General features: G+C 57.1%; 12 protein-coding genes and 3 pseudogenes. 4 read left to right on the top strand and 11 right to left on the bottom strand.

The genetic code is table 11. From position 1 onward, the window contains the following. Positions 1 to 27 precede the first annotated feature (27 nt). The 6 genes and pseudogenes from iolD to AB4Z35_RS21325 all read right to left on the bottom strand — a co-directional run. A pseudogene (gene iolD, locus AB4Z35_RS21350) lies at positions 28 to 1,842 on the bottom strand (3D-(3,5/4)-trihydroxycyclohexane-1,2-dione acylhydrolase (decyclizing)); the annotation flags it as partial. Positions 1,843 to 1,927: 85 nt separating this feature from the next. Then, positions 1,928 to 2,749 (bottom strand): TIM barrel protein, encoded by an 822-nt coding sequence (locus AB4Z35_RS21345; RefSeq protein ID WP_442099257.1) that lies wholly within the window; start codon positions 2,747 to 2,749, stop codon positions 1,928 to 1,930. Positions 2,750 to 2,774: 25 nt separating this feature from the next. Further along, complete coding sequence (locus AB4Z35_RS21340) at positions 2,775 to 4,277, bottom strand: CoA-acylating methylmalonate-semialdehyde dehydrogenase (RefSeq protein WP_442099255.1); 1,503 nt, start codon at positions 4,275 to 4,277, stop codon at positions 2,775 to 2,777. A gap of 44 nt (positions 4,278 to 4,321) precedes the next feature. Beyond that, the gene (gene iolB / locus AB4Z35_RS21335; protein WP_442099253.1) at positions 4,322 to 5,131 is read right to left on the bottom strand and encodes a 5-deoxy-glucuronate isomerase; all 810 of its coding nucleotides are present in this window, start codon (positions 5,129 to 5,131) and stop codon (positions 4,322 to 4,324) included. Further along, on the bottom strand, positions 5,128 to 6,021 hold the full coding sequence (gene iolE / locus AB4Z35_RS21330) for a myo-inosose-2 dehydratase (RefSeq protein ID WP_442099251.1): 894 nt from the start codon (positions 6,019 to 6,021) through the stop codon (positions 5,128 to 5,130). The genes iolB and iolE overlap by 4 nt, the downstream gene beginning before the upstream one ends. Before the next feature lie 160 nt (positions 6,022 to 6,181). Beyond that, positions 6,182 to 8,119, bottom strand: coding sequence for a bifunctional 5-dehydro-2-deoxygluconokinase/5-dehydro-2-deoxyphosphogluconate aldolase (locus AB4Z35_RS21325; RefSeq protein ID WP_442099249.1), 1,938 nt, complete (start codon positions 8,117 to 8,119; stop codon positions 6,182 to 6,184). Between the two features lie 311 nt (positions 8,120 to 8,430). Here AB4Z35_RS21325 and AB4Z35_RS21320 point away from each other — a divergent pair, with 311 nt between their 5' ends. Both AB4Z35_RS21320 and AB4Z35_RS21315 read left to right on the top strand, forming a co-directional pair. Then, on the top strand, positions 8,431 to 9,351 hold the full coding sequence (locus AB4Z35_RS21320; RefSeq protein WP_008004519.1) for a MurR/RpiR family transcriptional regulator: 921 nt from the start codon (positions 8,431 to 8,433) through the stop codon (positions 9,349 to 9,351). Between the two features lie 159 nt (positions 9,352 to 9,510). Beyond that, positions 9,511 to 10,626 (top strand): Gfo/Idh/MocA family protein, encoded by a 1,116-nt coding sequence (locus AB4Z35_RS21315; RefSeq protein ID WP_442099246.1) that lies wholly within the window; start codon positions 9,511 to 9,513, stop codon positions 10,624 to 10,626. Positions 10,627 to 10,669: 43 nt separating this feature from the next. Here AB4Z35_RS21315 and AB4Z35_RS21310 read toward each other — a convergent pair whose 3' ends face one another. Beyond that, positions 10,670 to 11,122 carry an Lrp/AsnC family transcriptional regulator gene (locus AB4Z35_RS21310; protein ID WP_442099244.1) on the bottom strand — a complete coding sequence of 151 codons (453 nt, stop codon included), beginning with the start codon at positions 11,120 to 11,122 and terminating at the stop codon, positions 10,670 to 10,672. 147 nt (positions 11,123 to 11,269) lie between these two features. On the opposite strand from AB4Z35_RS21310, the gene AB4Z35_RS21305 reads away from it, so the two are divergent. After that, positions 11,270 to 11,887, top strand: a complete 618-nt coding sequence (locus tag AB4Z35_RS21305; RefSeq protein WP_442099243.1) for a LysE family translocator — start codon at positions 11,270 to 11,272, stop codon at positions 11,885 to 11,887. Positions 11,888 to 12,119: 232 nt separating this feature from the next. Further along, a complete protein-coding gene (locus AB4Z35_RS21300; protein WP_442099242.1) occupies positions 12,120 to 12,611 on the top strand; it encodes a MaoC family dehydratase in 492 nt (163 codons plus the stop codon). 102 nt (positions 12,612 to 12,713) lie between these two features. Here the strand turns inward: AB4Z35_RS21300 and AB4Z35_RS21295 are convergent. The 4 genes and pseudogenes from AB4Z35_RS21295 to AB4Z35_RS21280 form a co-directional block, all read right to left on the bottom strand. After that, positions 12,714 to 12,914 (bottom strand): annotated as a pseudogene (locus AB4Z35_RS21295) (hypothetical protein); the annotation flags it as partial. A 1,121-nt stretch (positions 12,915 to 14,035) separates the two neighbouring features. Continuing rightward, positions 14,036 to 14,284: pseudogene (locus tag AB4Z35_RS21290) on the bottom strand (multidrug ABC transporter ATP-binding protein); the annotation flags it as partial. 458 nt (positions 14,285 to 14,742) lie between these two features. Then, positions 14,743 to 15,129, bottom strand: a complete 387-nt coding sequence (locus AB4Z35_RS21285) for a hypothetical protein (RefSeq protein ID WP_442099240.1) — start codon at positions 15,127 to 15,129, stop codon at positions 14,743 to 14,745. A gap of 63 nt (positions 15,130 to 15,192) precedes the next feature. After that, the gene (locus tag AB4Z35_RS21280; RefSeq protein WP_442099238.1) at positions 15,193 to 16,212 is read right to left on the bottom strand and encodes a fimbrial protein; all 1,020 of its coding nucleotides are present in this window, start codon (positions 16,210 to 16,212) and stop codon (positions 15,193 to 15,195) included. Positions 16,213 to 16,418: the final 206 nt, after the last annotated feature.

Raw genomic sequence — 16,418 nt, 5'->3', positions numbered from 1 at the left:
AACTCCTGTTTATTGGTTTCAGGGCAATCAGTATTGACGGGCCTTGGCCAGTCGTTCGTTCAGGGTCTTGGCCACCGCATCGGTACGGGCACTGGTGGAAACCTGCGCCACACCGACCCGCCACCACGACAGGTATTTGTGAATCATTGTCTTGGGCAAAACCTTGATATCGATCAGCGTCGAAACCGTCTGCAAGCGCGCATCCGCCAGTGCAGCTTTCAGCTCTTCAACGGTGTTCACTTTGTAAGTCTTGCAGCCATAGGCCGCCGCGCTCATGGCGAAATCCACCGGCACAAAGCCGCCATCGAGCTTGCCGGTTTGCGGGTTGCGGAAGCGGAACTCGGTGCCGAAGCTGTCCATGCCGTGTTCCATCTGCAGGTTGTTGATGCAGCCAAAGGTCATGTTGTCCAGAAGCACCACGTTGATCTTGCGCCGCTCCTGAATCGAGGTCGCCAGCTCCGAGTGCAGCATCATGTAGGAGCCGTCGCCCACCAGCGCATAGACCTCACGATCCGGCTCGGCGAGTTTCACGCCCAGCGCAGCGTTGACCTCGTAACCCATGCAGGAATAGCCGTACTCGACGTGGTAGGTGTTCACGCCCTTGCTGCGCCAGCTGCGCTGCAAGTCGCCGGGCAGACTGCCGGCGGCGGCGACGATCACCGCGTCATCGGCCAGGGTTTCATTGAGCACACCGAGCACCCGGCTCTGGGTCAGACAGGAGCCGGTCAGCTCGATGAATTCGCGCAGCACCGCCGGGTCCATGCGGTCGTTGATTTCCGGGACGAAATCCTTGGCCTGGTATTCCACCTGATTGAGGCGATCGACTTCCTCATCCAGTTGCGCCTTGGCCTGACACGTCTGATCGCCCCAGCTCGAGCGATAATCACCCAGCGCTTTGGCCAGCGCCGACAAACCGGTTCTGGCGTCCGCCAGCAATTGCACGCCGTCGAGTTTCAAGGCATCGCAGGGGCTGATATTGAGGTTGAGGAATTGCACGTCCGGGTGCTGAAACAAGGACTTCGACGCGGTGGTGAAGTCGCTGTAACGGGTGCCAATGCCGATGATCAGATCAGCGTCCCTGGCCAGCAGATTCGCTGCAAGGCAACCGGTTTCGCCGATCCCGCCGACGTTCAGCGGATGGCTGGACACTACCGCACTCTTGCCGGCCTGGGTTTCGGCAAAGGGAATATCGAAGCGCTCGGCGAATGCCTGCAACGCGGAGTTGGCGCCAGAGTACTTGACCCCGCCGCCGCAAATGATCAGCGGTTTACGCTTGCCTTTGAACAGCGCCAGCGCATCACCCAGCATCGCTTCGGTAGCCGGACGACGTTCGATACGGTGCACGCGTTTTTGCAAGAAGTAATCGGGATAGTCGTAGGCCTCGGCCTGCACATCTTGCGGCAAGGCCAGGGTCACGGCGCCAGTTTCGGCGGGGTCGGTGAGCACGCGCATGGCGTGGATCGCCGCCGTCATCAGTTGCTCGGGACGGTTGATGCGATCCCAGTATTTGCTCACGGCCTTGAAGGCATCGTTGGTGCTGATGCTCAGGTCGTGGAACTGCTCGATCTGTTGCAGCACCGGGTCCGGTTGACGACAGGCGTAGACATCACCGGGCAACAACAGCAATGGAATGCGGTTGGCTGTCGCGGTGGCGGCAGCGGTCAGCATGTTCGCCGCGCCAGGTCCCACTGACGAAGTGCAGGCGTAGATCTTGCGTCGCAGATGCTGCTTGGCGAAACCGATAGCCGCGTGGGCCATGCCTTGCTCATTGCGGCCCTGATGGACGATCAGGTCACCACTGTCCTGCTCCAGAGCCTGGCCTAGACCCAGCACGTTGCCGTGGCGCCAGCATCAAAGTTGAATGTGCAGGCCCCATCGCGAGCAAGCTCGCTCCCACAAGGGTTTTCCAATCAGTTCGATAACTGTCTCAGGCCAGAGTTTTTTGCAGGTGATCCATGCTCGCGCCGATCGCCTGTTCGATATCCGCCAGCCCATGCACGCTGTCAGCAAAGGGTTCGAACGACAGATAGCCGCTGTAGCCGCTGCCGAGCAAGGTGTCGATCTGCACCGCGTTGCCGAGAATGTCGCCATCGCCCACCAGCACCCGGTGACCATCGCGAATGGTCGCCAGTGGCGCTTCGGCATCTTCGACCCCGGAGATGTGCACCAGTCCGGTCAGCTCAGCAAAGAACTCTTGCTCACCGGCCAGGTGATGGTGAAAGGTGTCGTGAACCAAGCGGAACACATCCAGCCCGCCGATCGCCTTGATCGCCTCCACCGCCGTGCGTTTGCGGCGCAGCGAACACTCTTCGAAACCCAGTGGTTCGATGAAACCGAGGATGCCGTGATCGCGCAGGATCGGCGCCAGCTGACTCAACGCCGTGCGCAGGCCTGAAGTGCGCTCGGCTTCGGTACGCGGGTCGGCACGGTCGTTCAACGGGCACATGACCAGCCCTTGGGCGCCGCAGTCCCGGGCATAGGCAGCGAGCTTCGAGGCCTGCTCCCGGCGCTCGTCGTTCCACACATCAAACGGATACAGCGCGTTGATCGACAGCACGGTGATGCCTTTGGCCGCGCACAACTCACGCACGCGTTCGGGTGCGGTGCCGTCTTCGATCTCGACGCCTTTGAGGTCGTTGCGGATCTCGATGGCGTCGGCCTTGAGGGTCACCGCCAACTCGATGAACGCGGGCAGGGACAAACGTGGGGCGACCATACGGTTCAGGGCGAAACGCAGGGGTTTGCTCATTATTTTTGTTCTCCGCACAAGTGAATTATTTGGCTGTCGGCATACTGAATTCAGGGCCCTTGGCGATACTGTCGGGCCAGCGCTGCATAACGCTTTTGTAGCGGCTGTAGAAGCGGATACCTTCTTCGCCGTAGGCGTGGTGGTCGCCGAACAGCGAGCGTTTCCAGCCACCGAACGAATGCCAGGCCATGGGCACCGGAATTGGCACGTTGATGCCGACCATGCCGACCTTGATGGTGCGGGCGAAGGCGCGGGCAATCCCGCCGTCACTGGTGAAACACGACACACCGTTGCCGAACTCATGGGAGTTGATCAAAGCAACGGCGCTGGCGAAGTCAGGGACACGGACGATGCCCAGCACCGGGCCGAAGATTTCCTGCTGGTAAATGCTCATCTCGGTCGTGACCTTGTCGAACAGCGTCGCGCCAACGAAGAAGCCGTTCTCGGCGCCCGGCACCTTGAAATTACGACCATCGACAATCAGCTGTGCGCCCTGCGCCACGCCTTCGCCGATAAAACCTTCAACCTTGGCCTTGTGCTCGGCCGTCACCAACGGCCCCATGTCGGTGTCGCCCTGCAGGCCGTTACCGACCTTGAGCTGATCAATGCGCGGCAGCAGTTTGGCAATCAAGCGGTCGCCGACATCGCCCACCGCCACGGCAATCGAGATCGCCATGCAGCGCTCACCGGCCGAGCCGTACGCCGCGCCGATCAAGGCATCAGCGGCTTGATCCAGATCTGCATCGGGCATGACGATCATGTGGTTCTTTGCCCCGCCCAGGGCCTGCACCCGCTTGCCGCGCGAGGTGGCCTGCTGGTGGATGTACTCGGCAATCGGCGTCGAACCGACAAAGGAAATCGCTTCGATGTCCGGGTGTTGCAGCAGCGCATCGACCGCAGCCTTGTCGCCCTGGACCACGTTGAACACTCCATCCGGCAGACCGGCTTCAGTCAGCAACCGCGCCATCAACAAACTCGCGGACGGATCGCGCTCGGACGGCTTGAGGATGAAGCAGTTACCGGTAACCAGCGCCAGCGGGATCATCCACAGCGGCACCATCACCGGGAAGTTGAACGGTGTAACCCCGGCACAAACACCCAGCGGCTGGCGCAGATTCCAGTTGTCGATGCCGCCGCCGATGTTGTCGCTGAATTCGGTTTTCAACAGGTTCGGCGCACCGCAGGCGTATTCGACGATTTCGATGCCACGGGTGACTTCGCCCTTGGCGTCGGAAAACACCTTGCCGTGTTCGCGGCTGATAATTTCTGCCAGTTCATCGTGATGGCGGTCGAGCAATTCCTTGAACTTGAACATCACCCGCGAACGCCGCAGGGACGATTGCTCGGACCAGGCTGGAAAGGCTTTCAGGGCCGATGCAACTGCCTCGTCCACGGTCTTCTCGCTGGCCAGCCCGACTCGTGCCTGCACGCTGCCGGTGGCCGGGTTGAAGACATTGCTGAACCGCTCATTGCCGGTGTCTTGCACCTGACCGTCTATGTAATGGCCTACAACCTGGACATCGCTCATCGTTATTGTTCTCCGTGCAGATAGTGGAATTCGGACGTTGGAATTCAGAGATCCAGCAGCCAGCTGTGCTGCGGATCGTTATGGAACTGCCAGACGCGTTTCGGGCCGGCCATCACGTTCAGGTAATACGACTCGTAGCCGTACGGCACACTGACCGGGTGATAACCCTTGGGCACGACCACCAGGTCGCAGTTTTCCACGGCCATGGCCTGATCGATGCTGCGATCATCGGTGTACACCCGCTGGAACACGAAACCCTGGGGCGGGTTGATCTGGTGGTAATAGGTTTCTTCGAGAAAGCTCTGGTGCGGCAGGTCGTCGGTGTCGTGCTTGTGCGGCGGGTAGCTGGAGGAGTGCCCTGACGGCGTGCGCACTTCCACCACCAGCAGTGAATGGGCGGGCTCGGTGTCCGGCAGGATGTCGCAGACGTAACGGGTGTTGGCGCCCTTGCCGCGCACGCTGCGCTTCATCGTGTCGGGTTTGATCAGGCGTGGGCCGAGGCCGTTGCTCGTCGAACCGGGCGCGGCGCATACAGCAATTTGCACATCGCTGAGCGCGACCACTTGCGCCTGACTACCCGGCGGCAAGTACGCGGCGAAGGGTGATTTGTCTTCGAACACAGATTGGCGATCGCCTATGTTGTCCCAGTCGAACGCGCCCTGCTCCGGTGCTTCGCCCTTGATGCTGACGCGGCCACTGAGCAGCACCAGGCACAGTTCTTTATCACCCGCCGAGACCGGCAAGGTTTCGCCCAGGCTCAAGCGGTAAGCAGCGAAGCCGACGTATTCCAGCTCACCGTTGCCCAACTCGACCATGGTACGGCCGCGGGCGTTGCTTTTGACCAGCAGGCTCATGACGCGACCCTCTCGTCGAGCAACGCACGCAAGGTGTCGTAGCCCTTTTTTGCGTAGACATAACTCGGCGCCACCGCCGGATCCTGCTCGGCTTCGACCACCAGCCAGCCGTGGTAATCGGCGGCCAGCAGCACGTCGAGCAATGAGCCGAAGTCGATATCACCATCGCCAGGCACGGTGAAGGTGCCGTTGATGATGCAGTCCGGGAAGCTCCACAGATTGTTGCGCGCCAACTGCACCACCGGTTTGCGCACGTCCTTGAAATGCACGTGGCAGATGCGTTCGATGTGCTTGCGCAGCACCTGCAAGGGTTCGCCGCCGCCCATGTAGCAATGGCCCGAATCGAACAGCAGGCCGACTTCGCTGCCGGTCAACGCCATCAGTTTGTCGATATCCGCCGGGGATTCGACGTAAGCACCCATGTGGTGGTGATAGGCCAGACGCACGCCCCGGGACAGGGTGAAACGCGCCAGCTCGGTGAGCTTGTCGGCGTATTCCTGCCAGGCCTGTTCGGTGTGGAAGCGCGGGCGCTCCACCAGTGGGATGCATTGACCCTGGATCGAGTCAGCGACTTCCCCGTAAACCAGCACCTTGGCGCCGTTCCTGGCCAGCAGTTCGACATGACTGCCGATGGCGTCGATTTCCTCGGCCACCGAGCGGCGGGCCAGGCGACTGGAGTACCAACCGGACACCAACGCGAGGTCATAAGGCCGCAGCACGTCACCGACGCCTTTGGCATCCTTGGGAAATTTACCGTTGAGTTCGAAACCTTCGTAACCGATTTCCTTGCCTTCGCCGAGGGCGGTGCTCAATGGCGTCTCGCCACCGAGGGACGGCAGGTCGTCGTTGCTCCAGGAGATCGGGTTGATGCCAATTCGGATAGCGGGCATGGCTGCACCTTTTATTGTTTTACACACATCAGTAAGAACGACACAAAAACCCTTGTGGGAGCGAGCCTGCTCGCGATAACGGTGTATCAGGCGCCTTTAATGTTGACTGTCAGTCAGCTATCGCKAGCAGGCTCGCTCCCACAGGTATTGCGGTGTTTCGTCAGGCGCGGGCCGCACGCCAGGCATCGATCAGCTCAACGAACGTGCCCTGCACTTGGCGGATCAGCGCCTCATCGTCGATTTCCCCGGCCAACCACGCACGGCTCGGCTCCTGGAAAATCGTCCGGCCCACGGCGAACCCACGGCAGGTCTGGCTCTTGCTGGCCTGTTGAAAGCCTTCGGCCAATGCTGATGCCGGAGCATTCAAGCCCAGCAGCACCACGCCTCGGCAGTACGGATCGCGCTCCTGAATCAGTTCATCGAGTTGCTGCCACTCCTCGGCGCTTTGCGCCTCGATCTTCCACCACGCCGGGTAGATGCCCAGGTTGTAGAGGCGTTTGAGGGCGCGATACAGCACGTCCGGATGGGCCGAGGGGTGATCCTTGGGCGGGATGATTTCCAGCAGCAGTTCATGACCGCTGACCTGGGATGCCTGATACAACCCCTTGATCTGTGCTTCCTGTTCCAGGCGCAGCAACGGTTCGTCATCGGGATGAAATTGCACCAGGCACTTGATGATCTGTTCCTGTGGCCAGGCAACCAGATTGCTGCCGATAGAGCGACCGTGTTCGAAGGCCAATGGCCGTGAACCCTGCACTTCCACCGGCCGCGCCACCCACCAGCCGCGACCGGTGGCAGCATTCAGTGAGTCCTGGCCGAAACGTTGATCGGCCAGCAGCCCGACATCGGCATCGATACCTTGCTTTTGCAAATCGGCGTCGACCCGCTCCACGGCCTGAACAAAAAGTTGCTTGAGTTCGCTGATGGCGTTGAGGTCACGGCCGCCCTTGTGGGCCAGTTCCACCAGTTGCCCGCGATGGTCGAAGGCAAAGATGAACAGTTGCTTCCACTGTTTGCGCGGCACGCTGACCTGATGCAGGCGCTGCAACACCGCATCCTGGTCCGGACGGGTAATCGGCACCGGGCTGTTGAACAGGTACTCGAGTTCGGCGCGGGTCGGCATCGCCGGGGCGCAGGCATGGCGCGAGACCACCAGACCACCACAGGCATTGGCCAACTGGCAGCAGCGCTCATCGCTGGCATCCTCCAGCCAACCGCTAAGGAAGCCCGACATGAAGGCATCGCCGGCCCCCAGCACGTTGAGCACTTCCACACGCACACCGGGATAAATCGAGCCGTCTTCGAGACGGGCCGGGATCTCTCCATGAATCACTGTGCAGCCTTGCGGGCCGAGCTTGACCACCAGGGTCGCCGCGCTCACTCGCCGGACATTGCGCAGCGCGGTGAGCAAATCCTCGGCGCCACCGGCCATCAGGAACTCTTCTTCAGTGCCGACGATCAGGTCGAAACGCGGAAGGATTTTCTGCACGTGCTGGCTGACGTTCTGGTCGGCGACGAAACGGGTTTCACCGTCCGCCTTGCCGGCCAGACCCCAGAGCACCGGGCGGTAGTCGATGTCCAGCACCCGTTTGACGTTGTGCTTCTGTGCATAGTCCAGGGCCTGGATGCTCGCCTTGTACACGCCATCGGTGGAGAAATGGGTACCGGTGATCAGCAAGGCTTTACTGGAAGCGATGAAGGCTTCGCTGATGTCTTCGGCCCGCAGCGCCATGTCGGCGCAGTTTTCGCGGTAGAAGACCAAGGGAAAGGTTTCGCGGTCCTTGAGGCCCAGCAGGACCATGGCGGTCAGGCGCTCCGGATCGACCTTGATGCCACTGATATCGCAGCCTTCACGGGCCAAGGATTCAACGAGGAAGCGCCCCATATGGTCGTCCCCTACCCGGCTCAGCATCGCCGACTTGAGCCCCAACCGCGCGGTGCCGAAGGCGATGTTGGCGGACGAGCCGCCGAGGTACTTGGCAAAGCTGCTTACATCCTCCAGCCGCGCCCCGACTTGCTGCGCATAGAGGTCGACGCCTAGGCGCCCCAGGCAAATCAGATCCAATTGACGCCCACTGGCAAAACGAGTCTGGCCCATGCTGGCTCCTGTTATTTTTATCAGCCTGCGTTCGGGGCGATGACCGCGCCGAACACTCTTGGTGGAGGCAGACTAAAACGACYGGGACCGAACAATCAATAATTATTCCAAATATTTTTTACATGGAATTATTTTTCCAATAAGCTTTGGCACAGGCGTTCCAGAAGCAGTGCATCGTTTCAGCACGCTTCACACTGCTGCAAGCTCAAGATTTTATTCGGGCCTACCCTGTAGACTGCGCACAGCCAACCTATTGTCGGGGGACGAGGTGAAAAATCGTCCCTATAAGAACAAGCCAGAAGGATTTCCTAATGTCCCGCACCGATCAGCCGGCTACGACCGAGAGCACGCCCGAGAGCGACCTTGTCACCCCCCCGATCAATGCCGAGCGCCTGCTGCAGCTGATTACCAATGAATACGAAAGTCTGCCGCGCCAGCTCAAACGCATCGCCAGCTACATGAGCCAGCAAAGCGACCGCATCATGGTCGACCGCATCAGCGACATCGCTCGCGAGTGCGAAGTGCATCCGTCGGCCATCGTGCGGTTTTCCCAGCGTTTCGGCTTCAGCGGCTTCAGCGAAATGCAGGCCCTGTTCCGCGAGGCCTACACCCACAAAACCACGCCGGTGCAGAACTACCAGCAGCGCATTCGCAACATGATCACCAACAAGTCGCAGAAGGCCAGCGGCGGCGACCTGGCACGCGAATGCATCAATGCCACGCTGTCGGGCATCGAACGACTGGGGCTGGAACTCGATGACCAGGCCTTCGACAAGGCCGTGGACCTGGTGGTGAATGCGGACAACATCTACGTGGTCGGCGTGCGCCGTTCGTTCGCGGTGGCCGATTACCTGGTCTACAACCTGCAACACACCAACAAGCGCATCCACCTGGTCTCAGGGCTCGGCGGCAGCTACCGCGAGCAGATGCGCAGTGTGCGCGCCAATGACCTGGTGATCGCCATCAGCTTCACTCCGTACGGCAAGGAAACCCAGCACTGCCTGCGCATCGCCCAGCATCATCAGGCGAAAACCCTGATCATCACCGATAGCAATCTCTCGCCCCTGGCCAAGCGCGCCAACACCGTACTGCTGGTCAATGAAGGCAGTTCGTTTGCGTTCCGTTCATTGAGTGCGACCCTGTGCCTGTGCCAGGCGCTGTTCATCGCCGTGGCTTATCGACTGGAATTGAAAGTCGATGAGATTCACGAGCAGGTCGGGTTCGAAGACTGACCGAGACACTGGCCTTACGGCGCCGCGCGCAGCGAAGTACTCCCACGTTTGCACGCGTGCGTTCAGCGGCCGCATGTAAATATTTATTCCATAATTGAATAATGGGAATTTTTATTCTATAAACAGGCTTCCTGAAAACAAAAACCAAAGGATCCTGTCATGCGCGAACTCGGAATCGGACTTATCGGCACGGGTTTCATGGGGCGTGCCCATGCCCTGGCCTTTCGCAACGTCAGCGCGGCATTCGAACTGCCCTTCACGCTTCGCCTCGCCGCCCTGGCCGACGCCGATTCCGTCCGTGCCCAGGCATGTGCCACCGCCTGGGGCTTTGAGCAGGCCTATGGCGACTGGCAGCAATTGATCGCCGACCCCAAGGTCAACCTGATCGCCATCACCACACCCAACCACCTGCACTACCCGATGGCCATGGCCGCTATTGCCGCTGGCAAGCCGGTGTACTGCGAAAAACCGCTAGCGGTGAGCCTTGAACAGGCCAATGCCATGCACCTGGCGGCCAAGGATGCCGGCGTGGTCACCCGTGTCGGCTACAACTACCAGCACAACCCGATCATCGGTCTGGCGCGGGAGTTGATTCAGAGCGGCAGACTCGGTGAGATCATCAGCTTTCAAGGCGAATTCAGCGAAGACTTCATGGCCGATCCAGCGTCCCCCTGGTCATGGCGCTGTGAGACCGAACATGCCGGTGGCGCGCTGGCGGACCTGGGCAGCCACTTGCTGGGCATGGCGCGCTATCTGCTCGGCAATGTCGAGGCGGTATGCGCCGATTCCCAGACCGTGCACCGCCAGCGCCCGGCCACAGCCGGTAGCCAGGAACAACGCACAATTGCCGTCGACGATCAGGTCCATGCATTGCTGCGCTTCGCCAGCGGTGCGCGTGGCACCTTCAGCAGCAGTTGGCTCAAACACGGCTACAAGAATCATCTGAGTTTCGAGATCAGTGGCACCCAAGGGACCCTGTCATTCGATCAGGAGCGTTTGAATGAGTTACGCCTGTGCCGTGTCGGCCAGGACGGTTTCCAGCGTTTACTGGCCGGGCCGAACCTGCCCGGATATGCAGCGTTCAGTCCAGCGCCGGGGCATCAATTGGGCTACAACGAGTTGAAGACGCTGGAAGTGCATGAACTGATCATGGCCTTGGCCGGCCACGGACAAGCCGGCACTGATTTCGAGCGAGCCCTGGAAGTGGAGCGACTGGCGACGGCGATTCGATTGGCGGCGCGGGAACAGCGCTGGGTCAATATCAGCGAGATCTGATCGCGGATAAGGCGGCCAGCCAATCCTGACGCTCTGGCCCCGATCACAAAGGAAGGGGCCTGTCCTGAACGACCCGTTTCATTACAAGCGTTGAGGTCAATCGTTGCACGTTGGGCAGCGTCGAAAGGCTCTCATCGTAGAGCCTTTGAAACGCAGGCAAATCCTGAGTAATAACGTGCAACAGGTAGTCGGGCTCGCCAAATAATCGTTGAGCGTCGACCACTTGCGGGATATCGACAAGTGCTCTCTCGAAGGCCTCAACCGCTTTCCTGTCACCTTCACGCAATGTGGCAAACACCATGGCGGAAAAGTTAAGGCCCAATGCACCTGGATCAAGTTGTGCCCGATAGCCGAGCAACACACCTGACTCTTCCAGTGCCCGTACCCGTCGATGGCAAGGGGAAAGGCTCAGCCCTACACGCTCGGAGAGTTCGGTAACCGAAAGGCGACCGTCCTTTTGCAACTCAGAAAGAATTTTGCGATCAATCCTGTCCATTTAGAAGAATCTCCCCGATTGCAGCAATCTGCTGATTATCTTTGGAAGTAAATTCTAACAAGAATTCATTATTCTTCCTCGCACCAATAATTACCGGAGCGGGACGATGCAGCACGCGGTGAGTCAGCGGCAGAGGTGGGTAGCACCATGACCTTGAGCGTTTTTGTTGCCTTTTGGGCAGTGTCGATTCTATTCGTCATAACTCCAGGCGCAGATTGGGCCTATGCGATTTCTGCCGGGTTGAAAGGCCGAGTGGTCATACCCGCCGTGGGCGGGCTCTTGTCCGGCCATTTGATCGCAACCATGATCGTTGCCGGTGGTGTTGGCACGCTGGTAGCCAACCACCCCACTACCTTGACCGTACTGACCGTTGGCGGAGCGGCCTATCTGCTTTGGTTAGGTCTAAATATGCTTGCCCACCCCGCTACGCCACACTCTGATGATGTCCAGACGTCGGGTTCCTGGAAGCGCTGGGCGATCAAGGGTCTTTGCGTGAGCGGGCTGAATCCGAAGGTGTTCCTGCTGTTCCTGGCGCTTTTGCCCCAGTTCACCGATACCACCGCAGCCTGGCCTGTGCCGATGCAGATGATTGCACTGGGGCTCATCCACACTGTCAGTTGCGGTGTGATCTATCTGCTGGTCGGATTTGGCTCACAGGTGGTACTGCAAGCACGTCCAGTTGCGGCTCGTTTCGTCAGCCGTTTCTCCGGCGCGGCCATGATCATCATTGCGGTCGTTCTGCTCACCGGGCAGGTGCTGGATTGATCCATTTTGAAATAGAGGCAACGCCATGACCGATCAGCCTTCACCGTACGGCGGTGCCTCTGACGTCTGCAAGGCACCGCGTATCCGGATCCCCCATCTAAAACAGATGAAAGAGGCGAAGATGCGCAGCGCCTGATTGACAGTGCCAAAGCGCTTGAGGTGAATGCAGGAACATTTCCGGGCCCCGAACATACTTTTCAGGCGCCTCCCCCTCACCTTCCAAGGAGTTGTGATGAAAAGTCCAAGAGAACGTGCTGCTGAAGGTATTGAGATCGGAGACCGGTTCACGATAGTCCGCTGTTTTTCAGATGACGATATTCGTCAATTCGCGCAGGTTTCTCGGGACTACAATCCGGTTCACTGCGATGCAAATTATGCAGAGTTGCGTGGATTCAAGGCGCCAATCGCCCATGGCCTATTGACTGCCAGCCTCGTCACCGAAATTGGTGGGCAAATTGGCTGGCTGGCTACAGGGATGAGTTTCCAATTCAAACGTCCCGTTTACGCGGGAGAACAGATCACCTGCCACTGGCTCATCGCTGACATCGATGAACGCGGTCATGCAAAAGCCGAAGTCAGGATACTCAACGCAGAAGGCATCACTGTAATGGTGGCAACAACCTCTGGTGTGCTACCAAGACGTGAGGAGCGTGAACGACTCACACAGATGCTCTCTGACGGGGATCCCACCAACGGTGCTGCTCAATGCGGCGGCCCTGAATGACGGTTTGTTGAGCCAGCAATTCTGCTGGTTTTTGAAATAAACACGCTGTCAGCGTTAGCTTCAAACGATGGTAACGAAGCGCTACCGACGCAGCGCGCTATCTCAGTTGGTTGCTGTTGTAGTGCCCGGTGCCGGGCCTTCGCTAAATGTGTAGTTAATTACCACGTCGTTGCGGATGAGCACGTCGAGTGTCTTCTGGGTGCCTGTTGTCGTCACCTTCATCGTCACCACGTAGTTCTGGGCATGCGCTGAACCGTTGGTGTACGTGTAGATCCACTTCTCGTCTGTCTCGCTGACAGCACTCACTTGTTAAATCATGTGCCATATTAGAAATGCTCATAATGTGTCTGTCATGTCAGCGTCGTTAATTAAATGGAATGTCGGATAATCGCCTATCCATTGTTTCCAAATATGCCTTCCAGGACGTTGCTGGGTACAAGCCGGTACCTGATCTGAAGGTGATACTCGACGTGTTGAGAGTGAAAAAAAATGGATGGGGAATCGTATTTTGGTTTGCTTCTAGCAACGGGTACCTCGGAAACCATCGACCGCAGGAGATGCTTTGTTGGGATGCAGATAAGGTGATGCTTGCGGCCACAGATGAGGTATCAGGTATTAGCCACGGATAGACAAAAGCGGTTAGACACAGATGCAATATCCGATAACTGTCAGACCCGGATATTGCATAACATCCATGCTACACGCAATCCAGCTCCACTCCTGTCGAAAATATCTAAAAATGCGAAAGTCGTCATTTAAAAACACCTCCACGAATTCATAGCCTTGCGCCCCGCGAATTGTTTCCCTAAACATTGCCGAGCTACTGCCACACAACCGGGAGCCGATCAGCAGGGTGTGATGCCCGTTCGCTTACCCAGTATCAGCACCCCGCGAGATGTATTTACCAGACACTGGATTATGCGAGTATCAACGATGCCGTCGAATGCGGATTTTTTGCCAGTTGTCTTCGCTGGAGAATTTACCGGTATTGCCTCGAATGGAATACAGCGTCGCCCTGTAAATGGCGGTCAGACGAGTGCAGTACAGTCCGCGAATCTTCCGGTAAGCCCATTTCCACCCATGTTTGTTTATGGTGTTCATCCCTTCCCTACTCCTTGCATGCCTGGCAACTGTTTTTTGATGGAAACAGCTTATTGATAGCCACTTACTTATAACGATTGTTGAAACACCAGAATCCGACGCATGAGAATAATTTCGCCAATCACTACAACCGACGGAATCAGGACCTTGCTATCCACTTGATGCGCCAGTTCGATGCGGGGTCCGTCGATGTTATTGCCTTCCGGATAAGCAAATCGCTGGCGCATCGGGTGGTGTGCGGCCCCTATTGATTAAACCGAGGCCCTTGAAGCCCAGATTATTAGGACTGGTGATATAAATGTATGTAGGGTTTTTCTGAAGTATCAGAGGAGTATTCCCGCGAAAACAACGTGACACTTTAGGCATGCATAGCAACCACCGTTGGCGAGTAGCTCAAGATGGGTGCCCGACTCACTGATCCGCCCATGTTCAACGGCCACAATGCATTGGCGCACTGCCGCCAATCGGTGAGCGATGATGATCACCGTGCGCCCCTCAGCGATCCGCGCCATGTTGCTTTGGATCAACGCCAGGGATTCGTCGTCCAGTGCACTGGTGGCCTCATCAAAAACTTCGAGTAGAATGTTGCAGAGTTCGCTGACATAAACCGCTCTTTGCATGATCAAGGGAACATGGAGACACGGTCGACTTCTGCGTCGATAACTGTGAATTGATAATCACAGCCTGGATTGAAGGTTTTTAGATAAAACTTAATAGTTCACTTGCGATGTTGCGTAGTGTACCTAAGTCCATCGGGTCGCCTGTGTGCAACTTAAGAAATTTCTTGCAGACACAAGTATCGCTCTGCTTGAAACTGAATGGGTTGCTCCACAACAAAAACCTTTATGCCCCCGCTGCTGGGGTAATGCTGTCACTTAAGATCCTGGGGCTGCTGCGCAGCCCCAATAGGCGCCACGCTGAACTTAATTAAACAGTATTACGCCACCGGGGGCTTTTTTTGCCTTTTCCCATCTTAACGCGCCATCATGGCGGCACAATGCCTACCATGAGACGCCACCTGCCACACACCTCAGTCCTTTGCACACCCTTGTGCCACATTGATCAACCTGCCTTTGTCGACCCAGGCATGTCTCTGGTAAACGGTGTAGGTGGTTTGGACGTTGCCGCGAGAGAGTTCGACAAGCCCTGCTGCCGTAATGGGGTCAGTACTGCCAATAAACAGATTGATTTTACCGTTGCTCTCCTCGGTAAATATTTGAGTGCCACTCCCGAGTTCGCGCTTTATGCAGGCCATGTACGTGTGAGTGTCTTTGACCGTAACGCCATTGGCATGATTGCGATCGAGTCTTATATCAAGATTATGTGAGCAACCAGCGAACAGCAGTGGAATGCAGACAAGTAAGGTTTTACCACTACTGGCGAGTGTTAGAAATTTGCCAGGTATCGTTGCTTTCATACGTTCAAGTCCTGATTATCGAGTACGGTGATGCGATAGAGGCAGCCCCTGCAGCGCCTTCAGCTATTCATAAAACAAAGTGAATGTTGCAGCACTTTGTACCTGTCCTGGTGCAGCCGTAAGTGCAGTTTTGTAATACTGCGCTACTAGAGGAATGTTCACGGACTGGCCGGCGGTGGTCGTGGTGGTAATGAGTGTCTTGATAGACAAGGGAAGCGGCTGTGGGTTGCCCTGGCCTTGTAGGATCTGCAAGCCGACTCCGGTTGCCATCCCAGCACCGGGCGCATTGTTCAATACCCCTTCTATCTGAGAGAACACACGCGCGCCCTCTATCTGGTAGGAGACTCGGATCCCGGCATTGCAGTTCAGGTTAATATTGAAGGGCGTCGGATTGAATGTTGCACCGATCTGTCCGCGCCCCAGTTGTCCAAACGCCAGACTACCAAGTTGAACGGCTATGTCCCGCACACCAACAGTGCAGCTACTGGCGACGATATTCGAACTACCGTTGATACGTAGTTCACCTATGGATGTCTGACCAACGAGTGCATTGGGCAAGTCACTTACAAAGAGGCCAACCAAAACCGATGGAAGGGTAAGTCTACCGCCTGAGATTGGTCCAGTCGCAACATAGGAAATACGATAGGAATTACGCCCACCATTATTATCGCTAGAAGCACGATAATTATAAATACTCTGCCACTCAGGAGAAACAGTAGTCGCCCCCACTAAAATTTTTACCCCAACATTCGTGACATTGGTTTGATAAACACCATCCATTCCTAGCACAGGCTGCATTCCCGCCGAATAAGCGACAACTGCGCTACCTGCATTGGCATCGCAACCAAACCGCGGGATATACCCGGTAAATAAGTTTTGACTAGTGTATATTTCGCTCCCGACGGTAGCGTCACGATTTACGGAAATCGTAGCCGGTAATGTGAAGTTAACTGGCCCCACTGCTGTGAGCGTGCAATGGGCAAAAACATTCTGCATTGAAAGTGCCAAGACCAACCCAAAAAAAACTGAAGCCATCTTAATTACATACCTCATTGCGTTTTCCTTGGCCTTGATTAGTTGCATATCACTTACCTGACTGAGCGCCCTGAATGCACACAAATCAAATATCTTTGATGAGTTGCCTGATCGGGCAACCTTCCATAAAAACAACACTATGTTTAATGCTTTTATTGCAATAAGTATTTTGAAATTTCTCTAAACTATCGAATGCCAGTGAATGATCCGCCTCTATGCGCGCAGTCATGGCGTTAATCTCTGCCCTCCAGTGC

It is taken from the genome of Pseudomonas sp. KB_15 (assembly GCF_052114525.1).
Classification (GTDB): Bacteria; Pseudomonadota; Gammaproteobacteria; order Pseudomonadales; family Pseudomonadaceae; genus Aquipseudomonas.
This window is presented reverse-complemented; position numbering and strand designations above follow the sequence as displayed.

Coding starts and splice junctions, on each gene's coding strand:
- AB4Z35_RS21345 (WP_442099257.1), bottom strand. CDS start 2,749: ATGAGCAAACCCCTGCGTTTCGCCCTGAACCGTATGGTCGCCCCACGT.
- AB4Z35_RS21340 (WP_442099255.1), bottom strand. CDS start 4,277: ATGAGCGATGTCCAGGTTGTAGGCCATTACATAGACGGTCAGGTGCAA.
- iolB (WP_442099253.1), bottom strand. CDS start 5,131: ATGAGCCTGCTGGTCAAAAGCAACGCCCGCGGCCGTACCATGGTCGAG.
- iolE (WP_442099251.1), bottom strand. CDS start 6,021: ATGCCCGCTATCCGAATTGGCATCAACCCGATCTCCTGGAGCAACGAC.
- AB4Z35_RS21325 (WP_442099249.1), bottom strand. CDS start 8,119: ATGGGCCAGACTCGTTTTGCCAGTGGGCGTCAATTGGATCTGATTTGC.
- AB4Z35_RS21320 (WP_008004519.1), top strand. CDS start 8,431: ATGTCCCGCACCGATCAGCCGGCTACGACCGAGAGCACGCCCGAGAGC.
- AB4Z35_RS21315 (WP_442099246.1), top strand. CDS start 9,511: ATGCGCGAACTCGGAATCGGACTTATCGGCACGGGTTTCATGGGGCGT.
- AB4Z35_RS21310 (WP_442099244.1), bottom strand. CDS start 11,122: ATGGACAGGATTGATCGCAAAATTCTTTCTGAGTTGCAAAAGGACGGT.
- AB4Z35_RS21305 (WP_442099243.1), top strand. CDS start 11,270: ATGACCTTGAGCGTTTTTGTTGCCTTTTGGGCAGTGTCGATTCTATTC.
- AB4Z35_RS21300 (WP_442099242.1), top strand. CDS start 12,120: ATGAAAAGTCCAAGAGAACGTGCTGCTGAAGGTATTGAGATCGGAGAC.
- AB4Z35_RS21285 (WP_442099240.1), bottom strand. CDS start 15,129: ATGAAAGCAACGATACCTGGCAAATTTCTAACACTCGCCAGTAGTGGT.
- AB4Z35_RS21280 (WP_442099238.1), bottom strand. CDS start 16,212: ATGCAACTAATCAAGGCCAAGGAAAACGCAATGAGGTATGTAATTAAG.